Raw genomic sequence first — 26,201 nt, 5'->3', positions numbered from 1 at the left:
CGGAACCTTAGCCTGTTTTTCCGCAACCCGCAGCCCCCTACTCTGCCTTCCTGACCTTTTTCATGGAGACGCAACATGAGCGACTGCCCTTCGATTACCGGCCCGGCCGCCACGGCCGTAAAGGACGCACTGCCTCTCGCCGGCTTACTGGCGTTGGCGTGCGCAGGGTTTATCACGATTCTCACCGAGGCCATGCCGGCCGGGCTGCTGCCTCAGATGGGCGAAGGGTTGCAGGTTTCGCAGGCGTTAGTCGGCCAACTGGTGACCCTGTATGCCCTTGGCTCGTTACTCGCGGCCATCCCCCTCACCCTACTGACCCGAGGCTGGCGGCGGCGCCCTTTGCTGCTGATTGCCATCGGCGGCTTTGCCTTGGTCAACAGCGTGACGGCACTGTCCACCCATTACGGGCTGACCCTGGCCGCGCGCTTTTTTGCCGGGGTGTTCGCCGGGTTGCTCTGGGCACTGCTGGCCGGGTACGCCAGCCGAATGGTGGCCCCGCACCTGCAAGGCCGGGCGATTGCTGTGGCCATGCTCGGCGCACCGCTGGCCTTGTCACTGGGTGTACCTGCCGGTACGTTCCTCGGCGCTGCGGTGGGCTGGCGCCTGAGCTTTGCAATCATGACCGGGCTGACGCTGTTGCTGTTGGTGTGGGCGCGCTGGCAACTGCCGGACTTCGCCGGCCAGCCGGAACAAAAGCGCCTGGGCTTGCGCCAGGTACTGAGCCTGCCAGGTATTCGTCCAGTGTTGTGGGTGACCTTTACCTACGTGCTGGCGCACAACATTCTCTACACCTACATCGCGCCGTTACTGGTGCCTGCCGGAATAGCCGCCGACATCGACCGGATACTGCTGGTATTCGGCTTGGCGGCCCTGTTGAGCATCTGGCTGACGGGCATGCTGATTGATCAACACTTGCGGCGCCTGCTGATCATCAGTTGCGTGATGTTCGCTGTATCGGCCCTGGCACTGGGCGTGTGGATGACTTCCACCCGTGCGGTGTATGCCAGCGTGGCGCTGTGGGGCCTGGCCTTTGGTGGCCTGCCGGCGCTGTTGCAAACGGCACTGGCCAAGTCTGCCGGCGACTCGGCTGACGCAGCGCAGTCAATGCTGGTGACGGTGTGGAACCTGGGAATTGCCGGCGGCGGGCTAGCAGGCGGTATGTTGCTACAAACATCGGGGGTGGCGTTGTTCCCGTGGGCGGTTGCCGGGTTGGTGCTTTTGGCATTGGCCGCGACACGGCGCATCGCGAGGACAAGCGCTTGATATACGGTTAATCTTGAAACACCCTGAAACTTATTCGGAATTCACCTGGGTGATCAAACCGTTCATTTCACTGCGCCGCCGCTTTACCTCACTGCGTTGGCGCACCCGGATCACCCTGTGGGCCGGCGCCACCATCGCCGGGCTGATGGTGGTGATGTTTGCGCGCCTGGCTGACGTGGCGCTCACTCAGTTCGCCGAGCAATCCAGCGCCCATCCGTGGCTGCCCTTCCTCTACACACCGCTGGTGGGCATGCTGGTGGTGTGGCTGACCACACGTTTTTTTGCCGGAGCCCAAGGCAGTGGCATTCCCCAGGTCATCGCCGCTACTCGCCTGGCCAACAAAGGACAGGACGTCAGCAAGCTGGTGTCCTTGCGCATCGCATTGGCCAAGATAGGCCTCGGAACACTGGCGTTGACCGGCGGTTTCTCTGCCGGGCGCGAAGGGCCGTCCGTGCAAGTGGCGGCATCGATCATGCATTTCTTCCATCGCTACCTGCCCAATGCACGCATCATCCGCAGCGAAGACTTGATCCTGGCCGGCGGCGCCGCCGGTATCGCCGCCGCGTTCAATACGCCGCTGGCCGGCGTCGCCTTCGCAGTAGAAGAATTGGGGCGCAAGCTAGAAACCCGCACCAGCGGGGTATTGCTCAGCACCATTATTTTGTCGGGGATGGTCGCCATCGCCCTGCAGGGCAATTACAACTATTTTGGCCACCTGGACGTTGAAGGGATCAAGCTCGACATCATTGTTCCGGTATTGGCGGCAGGCATCGGCTGTGGCGTGCTCGGCGGGCTGTTCAGTCGCATGCTGCTGTGGCCCCAGCGCTACCACAGGTTTGTGGTCTGGGAATGGCGACGCGCCCACCCGGTTTGGTTCGCCGGGGCGTGTGGGCTGGTGGTCGCAATCCTGGGCTGGCTCAGCGGCGGGATGTCCTTCGGCAGCGGCTACGGGATTACTTCGCAGATCATTGCCGCCGATGTCGGCCTGCCGTGGCATGCGCCTGTCACGCGTTTTCTGGCGACGGTCGTGACGTATTTTTCCGGAATTCCGGGCGGCATTTTTGCCCCGTCGCTGGCCGTCGGCGCGGCCGTGGGCGCCAACGCAGCCGAGTTTTTCGCGCTGGCAGCGCAACCGATCATTGCGCTGTGCATGGTGGGCTTCCTGGCTGCCGTGACGCAATCGCCGATCACCTCGGCGATCATCGTAATGGAGATGATCGACAGCCACGGGATGGTGATCAGCCTGATGGCGGTGGCGCTGATTGCCAAAGCCGTCAGTTCGCGGATGGGGCCGGAGTTGTACCAGCAATTGGCGCGCGGGTTTCTGCACCCACCGACAAAAAGCCCTTAACCCTGACAACATTGTTTACAACTTATTCATCAACTTCCTATCATCACCCTGGGTGCGTGACTGCATAGGGCACAACGCAGGTTAAAGCAAAGCATTGGTCGGGCCGCCAATGGAGACTTGTCGTGCCCAAAAAACACCCTGCCATCCCTCGCCCCCAGGCATTGACCGAGGGCGCACTGTCGGCCCTTGAGCGGTTTTCACGCATCGAAGCCGTCAGCGGCATCGTCCTGTTGCTGGCGGCCATTGCAGCGTTGATCTGGGCCAACAGCCCGGCCGCCGCGTCCTACGAACACTTCTGGAACACCCCGATTACCCTCGGGCTGGGCGATTTCAGTGTGTCGCGCTCCCTGCACTTTCTGGTCAATGACGGCCTGATGACCATTTTCTTCCTGGTGGTAGGTGCGGAGATACGTCAGGAAATAAAGGACGGCGCACTCGCCAACCTGAAACTCGCGACCCTGCCGCTGGGCGCCGCACTGGGTGGCGTAGTGATGCCGGCCATTATCTACACCGCGCTCAACCATGGCACCGCCGCCGCGAGTGGCTGGGCCGTGCCCACCGCCACCGACATTGCCTTTGCCGTCGGCGTGCTGGCGCTGTTGGGCAAATCCATCCCCAGCGGTGTACGCGTCCTGCTGCTGGCACTGGCCATCATCGACGACATCGTTGCGATCCTGATCATTGCGGTGTTTTTCACTGCAAGCCTCGACTACATGGGTCTGGTGGTTGCCGCAGGTGGGCTAGCCCTGGTGTTGGTGTTCCAACGAATGGGCATCAGCAAGGCGGCGATCTATCTGCTGCCGGGGGCGATTGTCTGGTTCGGCCTGCTCAAGACCGGCGTGCACCCGACCCTCGCCGGGGTGATCCTGGGCCTGATGACGCCGGTCAGTTCCAAACCGACCACCGAACGCCCACTGGACACCATCGGCCGCACCTTCAACGAGCTGATGGATCGCCTCTCGCGACCGGCCGAAGACTCGCACCAGGTCGCCAAGCCGCTCAAGCAACTGCGCGAAGCCCAGCGCGAACTGATGCCGCCGGTGCAGCGCGTGCAGTCGGCGTTGCATCCGTGGGTCGCATTCGGTGTGATGCCGTTGTTCGCCCTGGCCAATGCCGGTGTCAGTTTGCAAGGCTTGAACCTTGAGCACCCGCTGCCCCACGGCGTGTTCATGGGCGTGATCTTCGCCCTGGTGATCGGCAAACCGTTGGGCGTGATGCTGGCGAGCATCACGCTGGTCAAACTCAATATCTGCAAGCTGCCCGACGGAGTCACCTGGAGCGGTGTCGGCCTGGTCGGCCTGCTGGCGGGGATTGGTTTTACCATGTCGATCTTTATCTCGTCCCTGGCCTTCTCCGACCCGGAACTGTTGGCAGCGGCCAAACTGAGTGTGCTGACGGCCTCGACCGTGGCAGCGGTGATTGGCTTGAGCTGGGGCAAACTGAAGTTCTGAGCCTGTCTGCGCGTCCCGCTTTCTGCACTTGCGTACGGGTGACGCAGAGCGTCACGGGATGTATTACCACGCAGAGCGTGGGAACGATCAGTTCTGAGCCGACAATTGCGCAAAAAAAAGCCCCCGGTCCTTTCAGACCGGGGGCTTTCTATTCAAACCAACATCAGAATTTCTTGATGTCAGCCTTGGTTTCCAACTGCTTGCGGTAGGCAGCAAAGTCCTGCTGGCCAATACGCGAGGCGAGGAAGCGGCGGTATTGCGCCTTTTCTTCGTCGGTAGGGGCTGCAGCTTCGTTGACGCCGTTCAAGCGCACGATCACCAGGCTACCGTCAGCCAGGGTCACGGTGGTGAAGGTCGGCTTGTCTTTGGCCGCAGGCTTAGGCATGCGGAACAGGGCTTGCAGCACGGCCGGCTCGATCGCTTCAGCGTTACGGGTCGCCGCTTCAGTCACCTTCCAGGCCTGGCCGTCGATCGGCTGGTTCAACGGGGTCTTGCCGTCACGCAGGCTGGCGATCAACTCGTCGGCATGGGTTTTGGCAGCCGCGATGGCGCGCTCTTTGGTCATCTGGGTGCGGATCGCAGCCGACACGCTTTCCAGCGGCAGTTGCGCAGGCTTCAGATGCTCTTTGGCACGCAGCACGATGATGGTTTCCGGGTCCAGCTCGATAGCGCTGCTGTTGGCACCTTCATCCAGCACTTCCGGGCTGAACGCTGCGGTGACCACGGCACGGTTGGCCGCAACACCTTCGCCACCTTCACGGCCAAACGGCGCGGACGTGTGCACGGTCAGCTTCAGGTCGGACGCCGGCTGAGCCAGGTCGGAGGCTTCGAATGCCGCGTCTTCCAATTGCTTGGTCGCTTCGACATAACGCTGCTCGACCTGCTGGGTCTTGAGCTCGCGGGTCAGCTTGTCTTTCAGGCTGGCAAACGATGGCACTTCAGGTGCTTCAACGCCCAACAGCTTGATCAAGTGCCAACCGAAAGTGGTGCGCACCGGCGCCGACACCTGGTCCTTGTTCAAGGCATACAGGGCGGTTTCGAAGTCCGGGTCGTAGACGCCAGGGCCGGCAAAGCCCAAGTCACCGCCATTGTTGGCCGAACCTGGATCCTGGGAGAACTCCTTGGCCAGGGCGTCGAACTTCTCACCCTTGGCCAGGCGTGCCTGGATGTCTTCGATCTTGGCCTTGGCTTGCGCGTCGGTGGTCTTGTCGTTGACTTCGATCAGAATGTGCGCGGCACGACGCTGTTCAGCGAGGTTGGCGGTTTCTTTCTGATAGGCAGCCTGCAGCTCTTCGTCCTTGACGGTGACCTGGTCGAAGAAGGAAGACTTCTTCAGTTCCAGGTAATCGATGACCACTTGGTCCGGGGTCATGAACTCTTTGGCGTGCTTGTCGTAGTAAGCCTTGACCTCATCGTCGGTGAGCTTCACCGCCGCAGGGTCAGTCTTGATGTTGACGGTGGCAAAATCGCGGGTCTGTTTTTCCAGACGGGCGAAAGCCAGCACTTCGGCGTCGGTGACGAAACCGCTGCCGGCGATGCCTGCGCGAACCTGGCCGATCAGCATTTCCTGGGTCAGCATCTGACGGAATTGCATACGGGTGTAGCCCAGCTGACGGATCACCTGGTCAAAGCGTTCGGCACTGAACTTGCCGTCCACCTGGAATTCCGGCGTCTGCAGGATCACTTGGTCCAGCGCAGCTTCAGAGAAGCCGAACTTGGAATCAGCGGCGCCTTGCAGCAACAGCTTGCGATCGATCAGGCCCTTCAGAGCCGCTTCGCGCAGGAGTTTTTCGTCCAGCAGCGAAGCATCGAAATCCTTGCCCAGCTGTTGCATCAGCTGGCGACGTTGCATGTCAACGGCCTGGCCCAGTTCGGTCTGGGTGATTTCTTCACCGTTGACCTTGGCTACGTCCTGCTTGTTGTTACCCGAAGCCTGGAAAATGGCCTCGATACCGGTGAACGCCATCAATGCGACGATGATCCCGATAATGGTCTTGGCAATCCAGCCTTGTGAATTGTCCCTGATATTTTGCAGCATGCGTCCCCCAGAAACGGTTGATCTTCAAAAATTAGGCAACCGTGGAGCGTGGGTAGAGTCCGGATAGAAGAAAGGCGCATCCGAGGATGCGCCTTCTCGTAACTGGCGGAGCGGACGGGGTTTTGAACCAACACCCCAGGCCCTGGCGACCCGATGGATACGTGGGTCAGCTGCCGCTCCGCTGCCAGGCCAGACCTGCGTCTGACCCGGGTAGGCAAGGCTTGAACGAAGCTTAGTTAACCGCTTCTTTCAGGGCTTTACCGGCTTTGAAACCTGGTTTTTTGGCAGCAGCGATTTGCAGTGCTTTGCCAGTCTGTGGGTTACGGCCAGTGCGAGCTGGGCGGTCAGTCACAGAGAAAGTACCGAAGCCTACCAGTACCACGGAGTCGCCGGCCTTCAGAGCGCCAGTGACGGATTCGATTACTGCGTCCAGCGCACGGCCAGCAGCAGCTTTCGGGATATCAGCGGATGCGGCGATAGCATCAATCAGTTCCGACTTGTTCACTCTAAGTCCCCTTATATATCTATTGAGTATGATTCTAAGTTTTTTGGTGAAAGCAAAAACCAGTGCTGAATGGCCTACAGACACTTAAGAGCCGCTTTATAACAAGGGCTCTAAAAAGCTGTCAAGGAAGCCCCCAGGCTCATTCGCATTAATGCGTGCTAATTCTTTCCTTGGAATCGGACTCGCGTTTTTCGTCCTTCGCGACAATCTCCGGAGCCACATCCGGCAAGGGCTCCGGCGCGTATTGCAACGCAATTTGCAGGACCTCGTCAATCCATTTAACCGGTTTAATCTGAAGATCCTGCTTGATATTGTCAGGAATTTCCTTCAAGTCGCGAACATTCTCTTCCGGAATGATCACGGTCTTGATACCGCCTCGGTGTGCAGCGAGCAATTTCTCTTTCAGACCACCGATGGCCAATACCTGACCCCGCAGGGTAATTTCCCCGGTCATCGCCACATCGGCACGCACAGGAATGCCAGTCAGTGCCGACACCAGTGCCGTGCACATGCCTACACCGGCGCTAGGGCCGTCTTTGGGGGTCGCCCCTTCCGGCATGTGGATGTGGGTGTCGTGCTTCTCGTGGAAGTCCAGGGGGATCCCCAGGCTCTTGGCGCGGCTGCGCACCACGGTCTGCGCGGCGGTGATCGATTCGACCATCACATCACCCAACGAACCGGTCTTGATAAGCTGGCCTTTGCCCGGGATAACCGCCGCTTCGATGGTCAGCAGTTCGCCGCCCACCTGGGTCCACGCCAGGCCCGTCACCTGCCCTACCTGATCCTGCTGCTCAGCCAGGCCGTAACGGAATTTCTTCACGCCCAGGAAGTGCTCCAGGGAATCGGCAACCACCTTCACCGAGAAGCGTTTTTCCAGCGAGTGCTCCTTGACCGCTTTGCGGCAGATCTTCGCAATCTGACGCTCAAGGCCACGCACACCGGCTTCGCGGGTGTAGTAACGCACGATGTCGCGGATCGCTTCGACGTCAAATTCGATCTCGCCTTTTTTCAGGCCATTGGCCGAAATCTGCTTGGGCGCGAGGTATTTGACGGCGATGTTGATCTTCTCGTCTTCGGTGTAACCCGGCAGACGAATCACCTCCATCCGGTCCAGCAGGGCTGGCGGGATGTTCATGGAGTTGGAGGTGCACAGGAACATTACGTCGGACAAGTCGTAGTCGACTTCCAGGTAATGGTCGTTGAAATTGTGGTTCTGCTCGGGGTCGAGCACTTCGAGCAACGCCGAGGCCGGATCGCCACGCATGTCGCTGCCCATTTTGTCGATTTCATCGAGCAGGAACAGCGGGTTGCGCACACCCACCTTCGTCATCTTTTGAATCAATCTTCCTGGCATCGAACCGATGTACGTACGGCGATGGCCACGAATTTCCGCTTCATCACGCACACCGCCAAGGGCCATGCGCACAAATTTACGGTTGGTGGCACTGGCAATCGACTCGGCCAGGGAAGTTTTACCTACACCCGGAGGGCCGACCAGGCACAACACCGGGCCACGAATTTTCTTCACGCGCTTTTGCACGGCGAGGTATTCGAGGATGCGTTCTTTGACTTCTTCGAGGCCGTAGTGGTCGGCGTCAAGGATCTCTTCGGCACGGGCCAGGTCCAGGCGCACTTTGGTCTGAGCTTTCCACGGCACCTGCACCAGCCAGTCGATGTAGGAACGCACCACGGTGGCTTCGGCCGACATTGGCGACATTTGCTTGAGCTTGTTCAGCTCAGCCATGGCCTTGGTCAGGGCGTCTTTAGGCAGGCCGGCGGCGTCGATGCGCTTTTTCAGCTCTTCGACTTCGTTGTGGCCTTCTTCGCTGTCGCCGAGTTCTTTCTGAATGGCCTTCATCTGCTCATTCAGGTAGTACTCGCGCTGGCTGCGCTCCATTTGTTTCTTCACGCGACCACGGATGCGCTTCTCAACCTGCAGCAGGTCGATTTCACCATCCAGCAGCGCCAGCACGTGTTCAACACGGGCCGGCAGGTCGATGATTTCGAGGATGTCCTGCTTCTGCTCGATCTTGAGCGCCATGTGCGCGGCCATGGTGTCGACCAGGCGGCTTGGCTCATCGATGCTGTTTAGGGACGACAGCACTTCAGCCGGGACTTTCTTGCCCAGTTGCACATACTGCTCGAACTGCGAGAGCAGGCTGCGCACAAACACTTCGGATTCGCGCTCAGGGGCTTCGACTTCGTCGATCAGCGCCACTTCGGCGCGCAGGTGACCGTCCACCTCCATGAAGCGCTCGACCGCACCACGCTGCTCGCCTTCGACCAGCACCTTGACGGTGCCATCGGGCAACTTGAGCAATTGCAGAACAGTCGCAACGGTACCGACCCGATACAGGGCATCTTCGCCTGGATCATCATCAGCAGGATTCTTCTGGGCCAACAGCAGGATCTGCTTGTCGCCCGTCATCGCAGCCTCGAGGGCTTCGATAGACTTCTCGCGCCCCACGAACAGCGGGATAACCATGTGCGGATAGACGACGACATCACGCAACGGCAGGAGAGGCAATTCAATGGTTGTCTTCATGATTTCGCCTCTATGACAGTTGAAAAATTAGCTTGAAACCAAGATGGGGGCTGTACGCAAAAAAAACAAGCTCAATGCCAGCAGTTAAACGCATGAATAAACGCGAATTTAACCGCAAAACACAAACCGCCCCGAAAAACCGCCACATAAAAAGAAAGGGCCTCGAAAGGCCCTTGCTTGTACTGCGACGGCTTGACGCTTACGCGTCAGGTGCAGCCTTGGCAGCCGGCTCACTGTTTTCGTAGATATACAGTGGCTTGGATTTGCCTTCGATAACGCTTTCGTCGATCACCACCTTGCTCACCTCGGATTGCGAGGGGATTTCGTACATGGTGTCGAGCAACACGCCTTCGAGGATCGAACGCAGGCCACGTGCACCGGTCTTGCGCTCCAGTGCCCGCTTGGCCACTGATTTGAGCGCGTCGGTACGGAACTCGAGGTCTACACCTTCCATCTCGAACAGCTTGGCGTATTGCTTGGTCAGGGCGTTTTTCGGCTCGGTGAGGATCTGAATCAGAGCAGCCTCATCCAGCTCGTCCAACGTGGCCAGGACCGGCAGACGGCCAACGAATTCCGGGATCAGACCGAACTTGACCAGATCGTCAGGCTCGACTTCACGCAGGGACTCGCCCACCTTCTTGCCTTCTTCCTTGCTGCGCACTTCTGCACCGAAGCCGATGCCGCCACGGGTGGAACGTTGCTGAATAACCTTTTCCAGCCCCGAGAAAGCACCGCCACAGATGAACAGGATGTTGCGCGTATCAACCTGAAGGAATTCCTGCTGCGGGTGCTTGCGGCCGCCTTGTGGCGGTACGGAAGCAACCGTGCCTTCGATCAGTTTCAACAGGGCTTGCTGCACGCCTTCACCGGAAACGTCCCGAGTGATCGACGGGTTGTCGGACTTGCGCGAAATCTTGTCGATTTCGTCGATGTAGACAATACCCATCTGGGCCTTCTCTACGTCGTAGTCGCACTTTTGCAGCAGCTTCTGAATGATGTTCTCGACATCTTCACCCACGTAGCCAGCCTCGGTGAGGGTGGTGGCGTCGGCGATGGTGAATGGAACGTTCAGCAGACGAGCGAGGGTTTCTGCAAGCAGGGTTTTACCCGAGCCTGTAGGACCGATCAGCAAGATGTTGCTCTTGCCGAGTTCGACTTCGTCGCCTTTCTTGTCACGCTGGTTCAAGCGCTTGTAGTGGTTGTACACCGCTACCGCCAAAACCTTTTTTGCACGCTCTTGACCAATCACATACTGATCAAGGATGCCGCTGATTTCTTTAGGCGAAGGCAATTTATGCGCGCTGCTCTCGGCCTGGGCTTCCTGCACCTCCTCGCGGATGATGTCATTGCACAGGTCGACGCACTCGTCGCAGATAAACACCGAGGGGCCGGCAATCAATTTGCGTACTTCATGCTGGCTTTTGCCGCAGAAGGAGCAATAGAGCAGCTTGCCGTTGTCCTCGCCGTTGCGGGTGTCAGTCATTCGTTCGATCCAAATCCGATAGGCTTGCAACACAAGATGAAGGCTTATGCGGGCTTTTTCAAGCCCGCCGGTGGTCGGACATGCCGACCAGCCTTATTTTGAGGTGCTTATATTAAGCGGGGCGCTTTTCGATCACTGCGTCGATCAACCCGTATTCACGAGCAGCTTCAGCGCTCATGAAATTGTCGCGGTTGGTATCACGCTCGATTTCTTCCAGGGTGTGCCCGCTGTGCTTGGCCATCAGCGTGTTCAGACGCTCACGAATAAACAGGATTTCCTTGGCGTGGATTTCGATGTCCGATGCCTGGCCCTGGAAACCGCCCAACGGCTGGTGAATCATCACGCGCGAGTTCGGCAGGCAGTAACGCTTGCCCTCGGCACCTGCGGTCAGCAGGAAAGCGCCCATGCTGCAGGCCTGGCCGATGCACGTAGTCGACACGTTTGGCTTGATGAACTGCATGGTGTCGTAGATCGACATGCCTGCAGTAACCGAGCCGCCCGGGGAGTTGATGTAAAGATGGATGTCCTTGTCCGGGTTTTCCGCTTCAAGGAACAGCAGTTGCGCGCAGATCAGGTTGGCCATGTAGTCCTCTACCGGGCCGACCAGAAAAATCACTCGCTCCTTGAGCAGGCGCGAGTAGATGTCATAGGCGCGTTCGCCACGAGCAGATTGCTCGACAACCATCGGGACCAAGCCGCCAGCGGCCTGGATATCAGAGTTCTGCTGAATATAGGAATTACGGAACATGCTCTGCAGTTACTCCCAAATAGTCATGTCTTGAAAACGCATAAGCCAGCGCGAGGCTGGCTTATGGTTATATTTCGAACGAGTTGGACAATCAGTCGGCTTGTGCTGCTTCCGCCGGTTTGACTGCTTCTTCGTAAGAGACCGCTTTGTCGGTCACCTTAGCCTTCTGCAGAACAGTATCCACAACTTGTTCTTCCAGCACAACCGAACGTACTTCGTTCAGTTGCTGGTCGTTCTTGTAGTACCAAGCCACGACCTGCTCAGGCTCCTGGTAGGCCGAAGCCATTTCCTGGATCATTTCGCGAACGCGATCTTCGTCAGGCTTGAGGTCGAATTGCTTGACCACTTCAGCCACGACCAGACCCAGCACAACGCGGCGCTTGGCTTGCTCTTCGAACAGCTCGGCCGGCAGCTGGTCAGGCTTGATGTTGCCACCGAACTGCTGAACCGCTTGAACGCGCAGGCGATCCACTTCGTTGGACAGCAGGGCCTTGGGCACTTCGATCGGGTTGGCGGCCAGCAGACCATCCATCACCTGGTTCTTGACCTTGGACTTGATGGCCTGACGCAGCTCACGCTCCATGTTCTTGCGAACTTCGGTACGGAAGCCGTCGATGCCGGTTTCCTTGATACCGAACTGGGCGAAGAATTCTTCGTTCAGCTCAGGCAGCTTAGGCTCGGAAACACTGTTGACGGTCACGGTGAACTCGGCGGCTTTGCCGGCCAGGTCCAGGTTCTGGTAGTCAGCAGGGAAAGTCAGGTTCAGAACGCGCTCTTCACCGGCCTTGGCGCCAACCAGGCCGTCTTCGAAGCCCGGGATCATGCGGTTGGAACCCAGCACCAGCTGGGTACCCTTGGCGGAGCCGCCAGCGAATGCTTCGCCGTCAACCTTGCCAACGAAATCGATGTTCAACTGGTCTTCGTTCTGGGCGGCACGGTCGGCCACTTCAAAACGGGTGTTCTGCTTGCGCAGGATTTCCAGCATGTTGTCCAGGTCGGCATCTGCCACGTCAGCGCTCAGGCGCTCAACGGCGATGTCTTCGAAACCGGCAACGGTGAATTCCGGGAACACTTCGAATACGGCAACGTATTCCAGGTCTTTACCGGCTTCCAGGGACTTAGGCTCGATCGAAGGCGAACCCGCTGGGTTCAGCTTGTGCTCGACAACGGCTTCGTAGAAGGAAGCCTGGATCACGTCACCAACAGCTTCCTGACGCGCATCGGCACCAAAACGACGCTTGATTTCGCTCATTGGCACTTTGCCTGGACGGAAACCAGCGATCTTGGCCTTTTGGGCAGTCTGCTGCAGACGCTTGTTGACCGCAGTCTCAATACGCTCTGCCGGCACGGTGATGCTCAGGCGGCGCTCGATGGCAGTAGTATTTTCAACAGAAACTTGCATGGATATTCCTCGTTGCACAGACGTTAGCCGGCCGTTTCCGACCCCAGAATCAAGGGCATGCATTCTAGTGGGTCAAACTCAAGAAGTCACCCTACTGAAAACGGGTGGAAAAACAGCAGGCCATTTATAGGTTCAAGTGCACGCATGCACCTCATCCCGTTAGCAAATACAGCGCATCACGCCAGGGCTCTAGCGCCAGCCCTTCTATATATAGAAGAGGCTGGATGCATACCCCGGCGAGCGACCCTGCAAGCAAGGTCGAAGGGTGTGGCAGCAGCATCGAGAAACACAAATACGATGAAACGCCCTACCCTGGAAACTCAAAACACTCAAACAAAAACGGCACAGCCCTTTTTCAGGTACTGCGCCGTTATTCGCTATTAAATAGCTGTACCGACCCTTATATAGCCGCGGATCAGTTCTACACGCTCAAAACCGGCAACGATTCTAACGCCAAGGCATTGAGAATGCTTGTTTTTTCTTGACGTCAATCAACGCCACAGGCCTGATGCCGGTCGATGGCGGCAAAAACCCGACTGCGCGCCCGGTGCAGCAGCACCCGCGCATTGCACAGACTGACGCCCAGCAACTCGGCAATCTCCTCAAGCTCAAGCCCTACCCGCTCACGCAGCACAAGCGCAGCGCTCTGAAGCGTCGACAGTTCCTGCAACGCGCGCTCGATACAGGCGCGCAGTTCGTCTTCACTGACCAGCGCCTCGGGCGTATCTTCATGCCAGCCCGCCGGTGCCGACAGCCACTGGCCACTGGCGGCGCAAAAGCGCTCCTGACCCTGCGAGTCATCGAAAAACACTTCGCGCCGACTCCGACCATAGCGGCCCTTGGCTTTATTGGCCGTAATCGTCAGCACCCAGGTCTTGAGGCTGGAGCGCCCCTGAAAACCACTCAGCCCGCGCACAATCGCCAACCAGGCATCCTGCACCACATCATCGACATGCCGATGCCCGGCGATCGCCGAAGCCACCGCACGCATGGCGCCCTGATGAGTTTTGACCAGGTCGCAATAGGCCGATTGCTCCCCCAACAGCAGGCGCCCGAGCAAATGCGCCTCACCAACCGCCATTCCCTGACTTTGATCCTGCTGTTGTGCCAACATTTTTCAGACCCTCCACGTAGCAGCGGATGAGGATCCAGGCCCATCCACGGCCATCCTCGTCAGTACATACGCGGCAGGGCATTTTTTGGATGCAAAAAAAAAGCGCCAGATCATTGATCTGGCGCTTTTTAAAATATGGGGTGGACGAAGGGGATCGAACCCTCGACAACGGGAGTCACAATCCCGTGCTCTACCAACTGAGCTACGCCCACCATATTGCTTCAACAAGGAACTCGAACACCTTCCTTGTCTGGCCTCACCCTGCCTGATGGCTGGGTGACGCTTAATTGGTGCGGATGAAGAGACTCGAACTCTTACGCCTCGCGGCGCTGGAACCTAAATCCAGTGTGTCTACCAATTCCACCACATCCGCGCTTGAAACTCTTAAAGCAAAGGCGCCAGATGATTAATCTGGCGCCTTTCTAAATATGGGGTGGACGAAGGGGATCGAACCCTCGACAACGGGAGTCACAATCCCGTGCTCTACCAACTGAGCTACGCCCACCATATAGCGCTACTTGTGCCAAAGCTGCCTAATGGCGCACCCGGCAGGACTCGAACCTGCGACCATCCGCTTAGAAGGCGGATGCTCTATCCAGCTGAGCTACGGGCGCCTTATTAATCTGTACTCGTTGAAGATTACAAACTAAGTGCTTCCAGCCTTGCAGAACAGCTCTATCTGCTCGACCTTCTTAACCAGTGCTAGGCTGTGCCCGACAAGTGCGACGAATAGTATAGACGGCCTTGATACCCGTCAAATCTTTTTTGAAAAAAACTGATTTTATTTAAGGGGTTAGGGCAATTTGCAGACCAAGCGCCTTTGCCCTCACGTCATGGCGTGCGAGAATGCGCGCACTTTTCTTCCCCCTCTCGATGGTTAATCACGCGTAATGACTGCACAACTTATCGACGGCAAATCAATCGCCGCCAGCCTGCGCCAGCAGATCGCCAAACGAGTCACCGAGCGCCGCCTGCAAGGTCTGCGCACGCCTGGCCTCGCGGTGATCCTGGTCGGCAGCGATCCTGCCTCTCAGGTTTATGTCTCGCACAAGCGTAAAGACTGTGAAGAGGTCGGCTTTATTTCCAAGGCCTACGACTTGCCTTCCGAGACCACCCAGCAGGCGCTTACCGACCTGATCGACGGCCTCAACGACGACCCGGCCATTGACGGTATCCTGCTGCAACTGCCACTGCCCGAGCACCTGGACGCCTCCAAACTGTTGGAGCGCATCCGCCCGGACAAAGACGTCGACGGCTTCCACCCCTATAACGTCGGCCGCCTGGCCCAACGCATCCCGCTGCTGCGCCCCTGCACCCCGAAGGGCATCATGACCCTGCTGGAGAGCACCGGCGTCGATCTGTACGGTCTGGATGCCGTAGTCGTTGGTGCCTCCAACATTGTTGGCCGCCCGATGGCCATGGAGCTGCTGCTGGCCGGCTGCACCGTGACTGTCACCCACCGTTTCACCAAAGACCTCGCCGGCCATGTTGGCCGTGCCGACCTGGTGGTGGTTGCCGCGGGCAAGCCGGGCCTGGTCAAGGGCGAGTGGATCAAGGAAGGCGCGATCGTGATCGATGTGGGCATCAACCGTCAGGACGACGGCAAGCTGGTCGGCGACGTGGTGTACGAAACCGCCCTGCCGCGTGCCGGCTGGATCACCCCGGTACCCGGCGGTGTCGGCCCGATGACCCGTGCGTGCCTGCTGGAAAACACCCTGTATGCCGCAGAAAGCCTGCACGGCTAATAACCTGCCGTACTGAAAAAGCCCTGCCTTATCGCAGGGCTTTTTATTGAACGGCTAAAAACCCTTTTTTCATAGTTTTTAAGCACTTTCGTCTGGATCTAGAAGAACATTCGACAGTTCTTCGTCCATACTCCTAAAATGTAACGGCATTTATCAAAAAACCGTTCTCGAACGGCATTTTCCTTACTTTTTTAGCGAGTTCACCCGCGTGAAAATTCGTCTCTCTCTTGTCAGCCTATTTTTTGCATTTACAGGCACCTTCGCGCACGCCAGCGAAACCACCCTCGCCCCGCGTGATACTTCAAAACTGCAGATTGCTTCCGGCAGCGCCATCCTGGTCGACCTGCAGACCAACAAAGTCATCTATTCCAGCAACCCCGACGTGGTGGTGCCAATTGCCTCCGTCAGCAAGCTGATGACCGGCCTGATCGTGCTCGAAGCCAAACAGAACATGGATGAGTACATCGACATCAACATCAAGGACACGCCAGAAATGAAAGGCGTGTTCTCCCGGGTGAAAATCGGCAGCGAAATGCCGCGCAAGGAAATGCTGCTGATCGCCCTGATGTCCTCGGAAAACCGCGCCGCCGCCAGCCTGGCCCACCACTACCCGGGCGGCTACCCGGCGTTTATTGCAGCGATGAACGCCAAGGCCAAGGCACTGGGCATGACCAGCACGCACTACGTGGAGCCCACCGGCCTGTCGATTCACAACGTGTCCACCGCCCGCGACCTGAGCAAGCTGCTGGCCGCCGCGCGTAAATACCCGATGCTGAGCCAACTGAGCACCACCAAGGAAAAGACCGTGGCGTTCCGCAAGCCCAACTACACCTTGGGTTTCTCCAACACCGATCACCTGATCAACCGCGCCAACTGGGATATCAAGCTGACCAAGACCGGCTTCACCAACCAGGCCGGCCACTGCCTGGTGCTGGTGACCAGCATGGGCAACCGCCCGGTGTCGCTGGTGATCCTCGATGCGTTCGGCAAGTTCACCCACTTTGCCGATGCCACGCGTATCCGCAACTGGGTCGAAACGGGGCGCGGCGGTTCGGTGCCGGACGTGGCCTTGCGCTACAAGGCCGACAAGAACCTGAAGAATCGCCCGAACGCGGCTGAAGTGCGCCGCTGAATAATGTGGGAGCTGGCTTGCCTGCGATAGCATCAACGCGGTGCAACAGATAAACCGAGTTGCCTGCATCGCAGGCAAGCCAGCTCCCACAGGCTATAGCCTTCAGCGTTTTTACTTTCTTTCCGCCAATACCTTGAGCGCCTGCGCAGCCGCCTGCTCCTGCCCGGCCTGCGCCGTGGCATTGGCAGAATCGCGCCAGCGCTGCACATCCACATTCGCCGGCAACTGGCTCGGGCGCTGGGTCAAAATCGCCCAGTGCCCCGCGCTCTTCCACGCCGACTCAAAATTACTGAAGCTCATCAACAGCCGTCGGTCCATGCCCGAGCGCAGCAGCACGGTGCTTTTCTGCTGATTGAACCCCACCACCACAACATAACGCGTGCCCGACCACATGCTCGGGTTGATCCGCGCCATCACCGGGTAACCCGCCGCCACTTGCGCCAGCACGGCCGTCAGCTGGCTGTCCAGCGGGTACACCATCAGCCCGTATTCACGCGCCAGCACCTGCATATTGCGCTCAAGGTTCGCCTCGCCACCCGGTAAGTGCAGCGGTTTGTCCAGCAAGCCGGGTGTCATGACAATGCCTTGTTGCGACAGCATGCTGGCTAAAGCTGAAGGACCGCTCTGATAGGCCTCGCTGCGATACGCCGGCACACCCGTGAGTTCAACGCGCTCCGGCAACCCCGCCAGTTTCGACGGGTGCCCGGAACACGCCGCCAGCCCGAGGGCGCACGCCAGCAGCAAGGAGGTTTTAACGTTCGAGCGTAAGCGCAATTTTTTACTCTCTTGATCAACGGCCGGTAAGGGCCCAGATCATAGCCCAATCGCGTTTAGGGAGTAGCGACAGGCTGCTGATATAGCCAACAAGTTGGACCGATTCGACCATTGGTCAATAGCACGCAACCGTCAGCTGGCTAGACTGTCCATTGAGAAGACTGTGTGTGCCCCCAGCGGGGCGAAAGGAGGCCAGAATGAGCCTTGCAACAACGATTTTCCTGTTGGTCTGCGGTTGGCTGTCAGTAGCCGCCGCCATGCTGTGGGGCGTGATGCGCGTAACGCGTCGGCATCACCACCCCCATGTCACACCGGCTGCACCCGCCAAGCCGCACAAGGCCGCGGTGCATCACGCCTAGCCAGGCATGCAACTGAAGTCTTGAGTCGCGGCCACTTCCTTGCCGCGACCGTCCTTGAGCACGGCACGCACGGTAGTGCCCAGGCTGGATTCCACCAGCGTGTAGTGCTCACCCGCCTTGAAGTTCTTGTACTCGACCCGGCCCTGGCAGTCTTGCTGGTTGTCGTCGCCCGGCTCTTCTTCAAACAGTGTCACATCCAAACGATGGCCCCCCGGCGTCACTTCAAAATAGCGACCGTCATCCACGCGGTGGCCGTCGACGCGCTCGGCCATCAGGTCATTTGGCGCTTCTTCCTTCAGACCAATCCATGCCTCGCTCGGGTCAGCTTTAGGGATGGGGCCGGCGCAGGCTGACAACAACAAAACAACACCAAGCGCGGGGATCAACAACAGAGGTTTGAATGACATGGCAGGGCTCCAAAGGGCATCAGTAAAAACGTTGAAGGCGATTCAAATGTATCGCCGCCGATGGGTTACAAGCTTGGAGAGCTGCCCTATGTAGAACAAATGAATACATATGAAACGATCTTCAGCCGTTAACTAAATGTTCCTTCACCTGGCTGAAAGGTACGTGTTAGGTGGGTCGGGCAAGACTGCCGGGGTTTGCAATCCTGCTCCCTCGGAGGTTCACGCATGCTCGGGCTGGTAAAGACCGCACTGCAAAAGCCCTACACGTTTATCGTGTTGGCCATATTCATCTGCATCATCGGGCCGATGGCGGCCCTACGAACCCCCACGGATGTTTTTCCCGATATCGGCATCCCCGTCGTCGCTGTGGTTTGGCAGTACAACGGCCTGTCGCCGGACGCCATGGCCGGTCGGGTGATCTACACCTACGAACGCTCCTTGAGCACCACTGTCAACGACATCGAACACATCGAATCGCAATCGCTGCCCGGCATGGGCATCGTCAAAATCTTCTTCCAACCGGGTGTGGATATCCGCACCGCCAACGCCCAAGTCACGGCCGTGTCACAGACCGTGCTCAAGCAGATGCCACCGGGCATCACGCCGCCGCTGATCCTCAACTACAGCGCCTCCACGGTGCCGATCCTGCAACTGGCGTTTTCCAGCCCCAGCCTCTCGGAAGCCAAGATCCGCGACCTGGTACAGAACAATATCCGCCTGCCCTTGAGCGCCCTGCCCGGCCTGGCCATGCCCACGCCAATGGGTGGCAAGCAACGCCAGATCACCCTCGACCTCGACCCGCAGGCGCTGGCCGCCAAAGGCTTGTCGGCACAGGACGTGGGCAACGCCCTGGCACTGCAAAACCAGATCATTCCAGTGGGCACCGCCAAACTCGGCCCCAACGAATACACGATCCTGCTCAACAACAGCCCCAAGGCGATTGATGAGCTCAACGACCTGCCGATCAAGACGGTCGACGGCGCAATCATCACCATCGGCCAAGTGGCCCACGTGCGTGACGGCTCGCCGCCGCAGACCAACATCGTGCGCGTCGACGGCCACCGCGCGGTGCTGATGCCAGCGTTGAAAAACGGCAGTATCTCTACCCTGTCGATCATCGACGGCATCCGCCAGATGCTGCCGCGCATCAATGAAACCCTGCCGCCGTCGCTGAAGACCTCACTGCTGGGCGACGCCTCGGTGTTCGTCAAACAATCGGTGGGTAGCGTGGCCCAGGAAGGCATCATCGCGGCGCTGCTGACCAGTGCGATGATCCTGCTGTTCCTCGGCAGCTGGCGCTCCACCTTGATCATCGCCGCCTCGATTCCGTTGGCGGTGTTGTCGGCCATTGCATTGCTGGCGGCCACCGGGCAAACCCTCAACGTGATGACCCTCGGCGGGCTCGCATTGGCGGTGGGGATTCTGGTCGACGATGCCACGGTGACCATCGAAAACATCAACTGGCACCTGGAACAAGGCAAGGCGGTGAAGACCGCGATCCTCGACGGCGCCGCGCAGATCGTCGGCCCGGCGTTTGTGTCGCTGCTGTGTATCTGCATCGTGTTTGTGCCGATGTTCCTGCTGCAAGGCATCGCCGGTTACCTGTTCCGGCCGATGGCGCTGGCGGTGATTTTCGCCATGGCCAGCTCGTTCATTCTCTCGCGAACCCTGGTGCCGACCCTGGCGATGTTTTTGCTCAAGCCGCATGTGCCGGAACAAGGGCCAGGGCATCACCCGGAAGATGAATTCATCAACCATCACGAAGGTGAACAGCACAAGAAACCGCGCAACCGTGTGCTGCAATCGGTGCTGAACTTCCAGCAGGGTTTCGAACGCCATTTCTCGAATATCCGTGACACCTACCACGGCCTGCTGACCTTGGCGCTGGGCGCACGCAAGCGCTTTATCGTCGGTTTCCTGGCCTGCGTGCTGGCCTCGTTCCTGCTGTTGCCGAGCCTGGGCCAGGACTTCTTCCCGGCCACCGACGCCGGAGCGCTTGCCCTGCATGTGCGCCTGCCATTGGGCACGCGTATTGAAGAAAGCGCGGCGGCGTTCGACCGCATTGAAGCGCGGATTCGCGAAGTGATCCCGGCCGAGCAACTCGACACCATCGTCGACAACATCGGCATCCCGCTCAGCGGCATCGACATGGCCTACAGCAGCAGCGGCACCATCGGCCCGCAGGACGGCGACATCCAGGTCAGCTTGAAAAAGGACCACGCGCCGACCGCCGACTACGTGAAAAAACTGCGTGAAGCCTTGCCGCAAAGCTTCCCCGGCAGCCACTTTGCGTTCCTGCCTGCCGACATCAGCAGCCAGATTCTCAACTTCGGTGCCCCGGCGCCGCTGGACGTGAAAATCTCCGGGCGCAGCGATGCGGAAAACCGCGCCTACGCCATCGAACTGGAGCGCCGCCTGCAACATATTCCGGGCATTGCCGACCTGCGCATCCAGCAGTCCACCGGCTACCCGTCGTTGCAAGTGAACGTCGACCGTATGCGTGCCAATGGCCTGGGCATCACCGAGCGTGACGTGACCAACAGCATGGTTGCCTCGCTCGCCGGCAGCTCACAGGTGGCGCCGACGTTCTGGCTTAACCCGGCCAACGGCGTGTCGTACTCCATCGTCGCCGCCACCCCGCAATACCGCCTCGACAGCTTGCCGTCACTGGAAGCCTTGCCGGTGACCGGTGCCGATGGGCAATCGCAAATCCTCGGCGGCGTGGCGAGCATCTCTCGCGTGCAAAGCCCGGCGGTGGTGACCCACTACAACATCGAGCCGACCCTGGACCTGTATGCCAACGTGCAAGGCCGCGACCTCGGCGGCGTGGCCCGTGACGTGCAAAAGGTGCTGGATGACACCGCCTCCATGCGCCCCAAAGGCGCGGTGATCAGCCTGCACGGGCAGATCGATGCGCTGCATGAAGCGTTCAGCGGGTTGAGCTTCGGCTTGCTCGGCGCCGTGGTGCTGATCTACCTGCTGATCGTGGTCAACTTCCAGTCGTGGGCTGACCCGTTTGTGATCATCACTGCACTGCCGGCCGCACTGGCGGGGATTGTGTGGATGCTGTTCCTCAGCGGCACCTCGCTGTCGGTGCCGGCACTCACCGGCGCCATCCTCTGTATGGGCGTGGCCACCGCCAACTCGATCCTGGTGGTGAGCTTCTGCCGTGAACGCCTGGCCGAACATGGCGACGCGCTGAAGGCGGCCATGGAAGCCGGTTACACGCGCTTCCGCCCGGTATGCATGACCGCCCTGGCGATGATCATCGGCATGTTGCCGTTGGCGATTTCCGAGGAGCAGAACGCCCCGCTCGGCCGCGCCGTTATCGGTGGCTTGATCTTCGCCACCATCGCCACATTGTTGTTTGTACCCGTGGTCTTCAGCCTGGTCCACGGTCGTCACCCTACTCGCGCAGCTGCTGGAGAAACTTCACATGTCGTCTGATCACAAACCCTCGCGCAAGCGTCTGATGCTCCTGGGTGTCGGCGGCCTCACCTTGGCCGCCCTGTTGGTCGCCAACGGCCTGCACGCCCGCACCACCCACGAAGAGGCGGTTACGGCCTGGACCGAAACCGCCGCCATCCCTCAGGTGATGGTGTTCCAGCCCAAGCAGAACGCGGCCGGCGATACCCTGCGCCTGCCCGCGCACCTCGACGCCTGGAGCAAGGCGCCGATCCATGCGCGGGTGAGCGGTTACTTGAAGGACTGGAAAGTCGACATCGGCAGCCAGGTGAAAGCCGGGCAAATCCTCGCTGAAATCGACAGCCCGGACCTCGACCAGCAACTGGCGCAAACCCACGCGCGCCTGCTCCAGGAACAGGCCAACGCACGCCTGGCCGCAACCACCGCCACACGCTGGCAGAACCTGCTCGCCAGCCATTCGGTGTCGCGTCAGGAGGCGGATGAAAAAACCTCCAACGCCGCTGCCGCCAAAGCCAACGCCGAGGCCGCCGCTGCCGACTATGCGCGGCTGTCGGCGCTGGAAAGCTACAAGACCATCCGCGCTCCGTTCGCCGGCACCATCACCGCGCGCAACACCGATATCGGCCAGTTGATCAAGGCCGACACCGACAGCGACCCGGAACTGTTCAACATCGCCGACACTCACCAACTGCGTCTGTATGTGCCGGTGCCGCAGAACTACGCGTCGGTGATCCACCCTGGGCTTGAGGCCGAGCTGACCGTACCCGAGCACCCTGGCGAGCACTTCAAGGCGCGCCTGATCGGCGACTCCACCGCCATCGACCGCCGTTCCGGCACCCTGCTTGCGCAGTTCGTCGCCGACAACCCCAACGGCGAGTTGCTGCCCGGTGACTACGCCGAAGCCACGCTGCCAATCCCGGCCGACACCCACGGCGTGAGCATCCCGGCCAGCGCCTTGATCTTCCGCGCCCAAGGCACCCAAGTGGCGGTGCTGGACGCGCAGAACCATGTGCACCTGCAAGACATCCACATCGGCCTGGACCTGGGCGAGCGCCTGGTGATCGACCAAGGCCTCAAACCCGCCGACCGCGTGGTCGACAACCCGCCCGACGCCCTGCGCGAAGGCGACCCGGTAGAGCTTGCCCAAGCCGGAGGTGCGCATGCGCGCAAGGTTTAACCCCCTAGCGGCGTTGGTACTATTGGCCTTGCAGGGTTGCTCGATGGCGCCCACCTACAAGGTGCCCGCCGTTGACCTGCCGGCCGGCTACCGCGAACAGACCAGCGATGGCCCGTGGCACAGCGCACAACCGTCCGACCAACTGGCACCCGAATGGTGGAAGCTCTACAACGATTCGCACCTCAATGACCTGCAACAGCAACTGCTCAAGGCCAACCCGGACCTGGCGGCGGCACTGGCGCACTTTGATGCGTCCCAGGCGTATGCCAGCCAATTGCATGCCGGGCTGTTCCCGCAAATCACCGCCAGCGCGCAGCCATTGCGCCAGCGGCAATCGGATTCGCGGCCGCTGCGTGGCGATACGCAGCCATCGGTGTACAACAGCAATACCGCAGCGTTTTCGCTGAGCTACGACCTGGACCTGTGGGGCAAGATCCGCAACCAGGTCGCAGCGGGCGATGCGCAGGCACAAGCCTCCGGGGATGACCTGGCAGTGGCGCGCCTGAGCCTGCAGCATCAATTGGCGACCCTGTATGTGCAGCTCAATGGGCTGGATGCACAGAGTCGGATCCTCAATAGCTCGCTGGAGGATTTCAGCCAGGCGCTGCAACTGACGCGCAGCCGATACGAAGGCCAGATTGCTTCCGAACTCGACCTGACCCGTGCGCAAAACCAGTTGGCCGAAGCCAAAGCCCAGCTGGATGAAGTGCGCGGGCAACGCAACCTTACCGAGCACGCCATTGGTGAATTGGTGGGGGTGGCAGCCAGCAACTTCACGTTGCCGCCAAGCCGGCAATTGATTGCCCTTCCGGGCATCCCATCGCAACTGCCGAGCCACCTGCTGCAACGTCGTCCGGACATTGCGGCGGCGGAACGGCGGGTGTTCGCGGCCAATGCCAATATTGGCGTGGCCAAGGCGGCGTGGTATCCGGATTTCAGTCTCACCGGGTTAATCGGTGGGCAGACCCAAGGGGTTGGCAACCTGCTGTCTGCCGGCAACCGCTACTGGGCGCTGGGGCCGTTGGTGAATCTGCCGATCTTTGATGGTGGGCGGCTGAGCGCCAATGAACGGCAGGCCAAGGCCGAGTTTGAAGAGGCGTCGGCGCAGTACCGTAGCCATGTGCTCAAAGCGGTGCGTGAGGTGGAAGATAACCTGGCGCAATTGCGGGACCTGCAGCAGGAAGCCCAGGATGAGCAAGCGGCAGCGGATGCGGCGCAGCATACGCAGGCATTGGCGATGAACAGCTATCAGGCCGGGGCCGTGAGCTATCTGGATGTGGTGACCGCGCAAACGGCAGCGTTGCAGGCGCAGCGGACCTTGCAGGCGGTGCAAACGCGGCAATTGCAGGCGAGTGTAGGGTTAGTCACGGCCCTCGGCGGTGGCTGGCAACCCGGCGCCTGAGACTCCCCTGTAGATCGTCCCCACGCTCCGCGTGGGCATGCAGCCGGTGACGCTCCGCGTCACAACTTTAAGGGCGGACGCAGAGCGTCCAGAGCGGCATTCCCACGCAGAGCGTGGGAACGATCTGCAACTCTGCGTCTGTTTTTTGGGGCTGCTGCGCAGCCCAACGCAGGGCAAGCCTGCTCGCCACAACAGCCCGCTTGCCACAGACTTTGTATTCAACAGAAGTTGCTTAGAGACTCCCTGTAGATCGTCCCCACGCTCCGCGTGGGCATGCAGCCGGTGACGCTCCGCGTCACGACTTTAAGGGTGGACGCAGAGCGTCCAGAGCGGCATTCCCACGCAGAGCGTGGGAACGATCTGCAAAGCACAGCTGGGACTAAAGGTGGGAGCTGGCTTGCCTGCGATGAGCATAGGTATCTACCCACCTTTTTAAAGCTGCCACAACAGCCCGCTTGCCACAGACTTTGTATTCAACAGAAGTTGCTTAGATACCTGTACTGCGATAGCCCCCTATCAGGCAGCAAGCTTCCCACTGGCAATCGCCGCCGACGCCGCCACCATCGCCCGCAGCAAGACGGCACACCCTGCCGCCAGATCATCCGGTGCGGCATTCTCGATTTCGTTATGGCTGATGCCTCCTTCACATGGCACGAAGATCATCCCCGCCGGGCCCAGTTCAGCGACAAAGATCGCGTCGTGCCCTGCCCCGCTGACGATATCCATGTTCGACAAACCCAACCCGTTCGCCGCATCGCGCACCGCGTCCACGCAGCCTTTGTCGAAGTACAACGGCGGGAAGTCAGCAGTGGGTTCCAGCTCGAACGTCAGCCCATGCTTGGCACAGGTCTCATCGATCACCTTGCGCACCTGCGCAATCATCGAATCCAGCCGCGCGGGTTCCAGGTGGCGCAAGTCCAACGTCATGCGCACTTCACCGGGGATCACGTTGCGTGAGCCTGGGTAGGCTTGCAGGCAACCGACAGTGCCGCACGCATGGGGTTGATGCCCCAACGCCGCGGCATTCACCGCCGCCACCACGGCGGCCGCGCCCACAAGCGCATCCTTGCGCAGGTGCATCGGCGTCGGCCCTGCATGCGCCTCAACACCGCGCAATTTCAGGTCGAACCACTTCTGCCCCAATGCCCCCAGCACCACGCCGATGGTTTTCTTCTCGTCCTCCAGAATCGGGCCTTGCTCGATATGCGCTTCGAAATACGCGCCCACCTTGTGGCCACTGACAGCACGCGTGCCCGCATAGCCAATCGCATTCAACGCATCGCCCACGCTGACGCCGTCCACATCAACCTTGGCCAAGGTATCAGCCAAACTGAATTTCTCGGCAAACACGCCCGAGCCCATCATGCACGGCGGGAAGCGTGAGCCTTCTTCGTTGGTCCACACCACCACTTCCAGCGGCGCTTCGGTTTCGATCTTGAGGTCATTGAGAGTGCGCAGCACTTCCACGCCCGCCAGCACGCCGAAGCAGCCGTCGAACTTGCCGCCCGTAGGCTGGGTGTCGATATGGCTGCCGGTCATCACCGGTGGAAGGTTGGGATTGCGGCCAGGGCGTCGGGCGAAAATATTGCCGATGCCATCGATGGTCACGGTGCAACCGGCTGCTTCGCACCACTGCACAAACAGGTCGCGGGCCTTGCGGTCGAGATCGGTAAGGGCCAGGCGACAAACACCGCCCTTGGGCGTGGCGCCAAGTTTGGCCAGGTCCATCAGCGACTGCCACAGGCGGTCGCGGTTGATGTGCTGATGGGTCGATTGCAGAACGTCCAGGGCAGCGTTCATGGGGATCTCCTCAGGCTGTGTTTCTTATGATTTAACTCGATCCAATGTGAACCGAGCTTGTGTGGGAGCTGGCTTGTGT

The 26,201-nt window shown here is 59.7% G+C and carries 20 protein-coding genes and 4 tRNA genes; 10 read left to right on the top strand and 14 right to left on the bottom strand.

The genetic code is table 11. From position 1 onward, the window contains the following. The first annotated feature begins 75 nt into the window (after positions 1-75). The 3 genes from GIW28_RS19860 to nhaA all read left to right on the top strand — a co-directional run bounded on the left by GIW28_RS19860 (position 76) and on the right by nhaA (position 4,065). Entirely contained in the window at positions 76-1,263 is a 1,188-nt protein-coding gene (locus GIW28_RS19860; protein WP_170040754.1) for an MFS transporter, read from the top strand. A 49-nt stretch (positions 1,264-1,312) separates the two neighbouring features. Further along, positions 1,313-2,614 carry a chloride channel protein gene (locus tag GIW28_RS19855; RefSeq protein WP_026013645.1) on the top strand — a complete coding sequence of 434 codons (1,302 nt, stop codon included), beginning with the start codon at positions 1,313-1,315 and terminating at the stop codon, positions 2,612-2,614. Positions 2,615-2,736: 122 nt separating this feature from the next. After that, entirely contained in the window at positions 2,737-4,065 is a 1,329-nt protein-coding gene (gene nhaA, locus GIW28_RS19850; RefSeq protein WP_099550020.1) for a Na+/H+ antiporter NhaA, read from the top strand. Between the two features lie 163 nt (positions 4,066-4,228). On the opposite strand, the gene GIW28_RS19845 is transcribed toward nhaA, so the two are convergent. The 6 genes from GIW28_RS19845 to tig form a co-directional block, all read right to left on the bottom strand. After that, the gene (locus tag GIW28_RS19845; RefSeq protein ID WP_017136466.1) at positions 4,229-6,103 is read right to left on the bottom strand and encodes a SurA N-terminal domain-containing protein; all 1,875 of its coding nucleotides are present in this window, start codon (positions 6,101-6,103) and stop codon (positions 4,229-4,231) included. A 232-nt stretch (positions 6,104-6,335) separates the two neighbouring features. After that, the gene (locus GIW28_RS19840) at positions 6,336-6,608 is read right to left on the bottom strand and encodes an HU family DNA-binding protein (RefSeq protein ID WP_003174819.1); all 273 of its coding nucleotides are present in this window, start codon (positions 6,606-6,608) and stop codon (positions 6,336-6,338) included. Between the two features lie 148 nt (positions 6,609-6,756). Further along, positions 6,757-9,153 (bottom strand): endopeptidase La, encoded by a 2,397-nt coding sequence (gene lon, locus GIW28_RS19835; protein WP_017136465.1) that lies wholly within the window; start codon positions 9,151-9,153, stop codon positions 6,757-6,759. A 199-nt stretch (positions 9,154-9,352) separates the two neighbouring features. Continuing rightward, the gene (gene clpX / locus GIW28_RS19830; RefSeq protein ID WP_017136464.1) at positions 9,353-10,636 is read right to left on the bottom strand and encodes an ATP-dependent Clp protease ATP-binding subunit ClpX; all 1,284 of its coding nucleotides are present in this window, start codon (positions 10,634-10,636) and stop codon (positions 9,353-9,355) included. 112 nt (positions 10,637-10,748) lie between these two features. Then, the gene (gene clpP / locus GIW28_RS19825; protein ID WP_003174822.1) at positions 10,749-11,384 is read right to left on the bottom strand and encodes an ATP-dependent Clp endopeptidase proteolytic subunit ClpP; all 636 of its coding nucleotides are present in this window, start codon (positions 11,382-11,384) and stop codon (positions 10,749-10,751) included. Between the two features lie 91 nt (positions 11,385-11,475). Beyond that, positions 11,476-12,786 (bottom strand): trigger factor, encoded by a 1,311-nt coding sequence (tig, locus tag GIW28_RS19820; RefSeq protein ID WP_017136463.1) that lies wholly within the window; start codon positions 12,784-12,786, stop codon positions 11,476-11,478. 224 nt (positions 12,787-13,010) lie between these two features. Here tig and GIW28_RS19815 point away from each other — a divergent pair, with 224 nt between their 5' ends. Continuing rightward, positions 13,011-13,271: a hypothetical protein gene (locus GIW28_RS19815; protein ID WP_032865532.1), complete on the top strand. Its 261-nt coding sequence runs from the start codon at positions 13,011-13,013 to the stop codon at positions 13,269-13,271. Positions 13,272-13,273: 2 nt separating this feature from the next. On the opposite strand, the gene GIW28_RS19810 is transcribed toward GIW28_RS19815, so the two are convergent. The 5 genes from GIW28_RS19810 to GIW28_RS19790 form a co-directional block, all read right to left on the bottom strand. Continuing rightward, positions 13,274-13,867, bottom strand: coding sequence for an RNA polymerase sigma factor (locus GIW28_RS19810; protein ID WP_099550018.1), 594 nt, complete (start codon positions 13,865-13,867; stop codon positions 13,274-13,276). A gap of 169 nt (positions 13,868-14,036) precedes the next feature. After that, positions 14,037-14,112, bottom strand: a tRNA-His gene (locus tag GIW28_RS19805). 76 nt (positions 14,113-14,188) lie between these two features. Beyond that, positions 14,189-14,273 (bottom strand) — tRNA-Leu (locus GIW28_RS19800). Between the two features lie 56 nt (positions 14,274-14,329). Further along, positions 14,330-14,405 (bottom strand) — tRNA-His (locus GIW28_RS19795). Positions 14,406-14,437: 32 nt separating this feature from the next. Next, positions 14,438-14,514, bottom strand: a tRNA-Arg gene (locus tag GIW28_RS19790). A 276-nt stretch (positions 14,515-14,790) separates the two neighbouring features. On the opposite strand from GIW28_RS19790, the gene folD reads away from it, so the two are divergent. Both folD and pbpG read left to right on the top strand, forming a co-directional pair. After that, positions 14,791-15,645 (top strand): bifunctional methylenetetrahydrofolate dehydrogenase/methenyltetrahydrofolate cyclohydrolase FolD, encoded by an 855-nt coding sequence (gene folD / locus GIW28_RS19785; RefSeq protein WP_017136461.1) that lies wholly within the window; start codon positions 14,791-14,793, stop codon positions 15,643-15,645. A gap of 208 nt (positions 15,646-15,853) precedes the next feature. Further along, positions 15,854-16,777, top strand: a complete 924-nt coding sequence (gene pbpG, locus GIW28_RS19780) for a D-alanyl-D-alanine endopeptidase (RefSeq protein WP_017136460.1) — start codon at positions 15,854-15,856, stop codon at positions 16,775-16,777. A gap of 111 nt (positions 16,778-16,888) precedes the next feature. On the opposite strand, the gene GIW28_RS19775 is transcribed toward pbpG, so the two are convergent. Continuing rightward, a complete protein-coding gene (locus GIW28_RS19775) occupies positions 16,889-17,551 on the bottom strand; it encodes a peptidase C39 family protein (RefSeq protein ID WP_017136459.1) in 663 nt (220 codons plus the stop codon). Positions 17,552-17,748: 197 nt separating this feature from the next. Between GIW28_RS19775 and GIW28_RS19770 the strand changes: the two genes are divergently transcribed. Then, a complete protein-coding gene (locus tag GIW28_RS19770) occupies positions 17,749-17,910 on the top strand; it encodes a hypothetical protein (RefSeq protein ID WP_017136458.1) in 162 nt (53 codons plus the stop codon). Here the strand turns inward: GIW28_RS19770 and GIW28_RS19765 are convergent. After that, the gene (locus GIW28_RS19765) at positions 17,907-18,317 is read right to left on the bottom strand and encodes a PA0061/PA0062 family lipoprotein (RefSeq protein ID WP_017136457.1); all 411 of its coding nucleotides are present in this window, start codon (positions 18,315-18,317) and stop codon (positions 17,907-17,909) included. The two genes, GIW28_RS19770 and GIW28_RS19765, sit on opposite strands and share 4 nt — an antisense overlap. Positions 18,318-18,542: 225 nt before the next feature. On the opposite strand from GIW28_RS19765, the gene GIW28_RS19760 reads away from it, so the two are divergent. The 3 genes from GIW28_RS19760 to GIW28_RS19750 are packed head-to-tail and all read left to right on the top strand — an operon-like array spanning position 18,543 to position 24,322. Then, on the top strand, positions 18,543-21,764 hold the full coding sequence (locus tag GIW28_RS19760; protein ID WP_169988159.1) for an efflux RND transporter permease subunit: 3,222 nt from the start codon (positions 18,543-18,545) through the stop codon (positions 21,762-21,764). Beyond that, entirely contained in the window at positions 21,754-22,920 is a 1,167-nt protein-coding gene (locus tag GIW28_RS19755) for an efflux RND transporter periplasmic adaptor subunit (RefSeq protein ID WP_099550015.1), read from the top strand. Before GIW28_RS19760 ends, GIW28_RS19755 begins: the two co-directional genes overlap by 11 nt. Beyond that, positions 22,904-24,322, top strand: coding sequence for an efflux transporter outer membrane subunit (locus GIW28_RS19750; protein WP_170040751.1), 1,419 nt, complete (start codon positions 22,904-22,906; stop codon positions 24,320-24,322). Before GIW28_RS19755 ends, GIW28_RS19750 begins: the two co-directional genes overlap by 17 nt. Positions 24,323-24,838: 516 nt before the next feature. Here the strand turns inward: GIW28_RS19750 and GIW28_RS19745 are convergent. Next, positions 24,839-26,122 carry a Zn-dependent hydrolase gene (locus tag GIW28_RS19745; protein WP_169988155.1) on the bottom strand — a complete coding sequence of 428 codons (1,284 nt, stop codon included), beginning with the start codon at positions 26,120-26,122 and terminating at the stop codon, positions 24,839-24,841. Positions 26,123-26,201 lie beyond the last annotated feature (79 nt).

The sequence above is a fragment of the Pseudomonas sp. PA-5-4B genome, assembly GCF_021606215.1.
Taxonomy (GTDB): Bacteria; Pseudomonadota; Gammaproteobacteria; order Pseudomonadales; family Pseudomonadaceae; genus Aquipseudomonas; species Aquipseudomonas edaphica.
The sequence above is the reverse complement of the archived record's forward strand: the minus strand, read 5'-3'. Positions and strand labels throughout refer to the sequence as shown.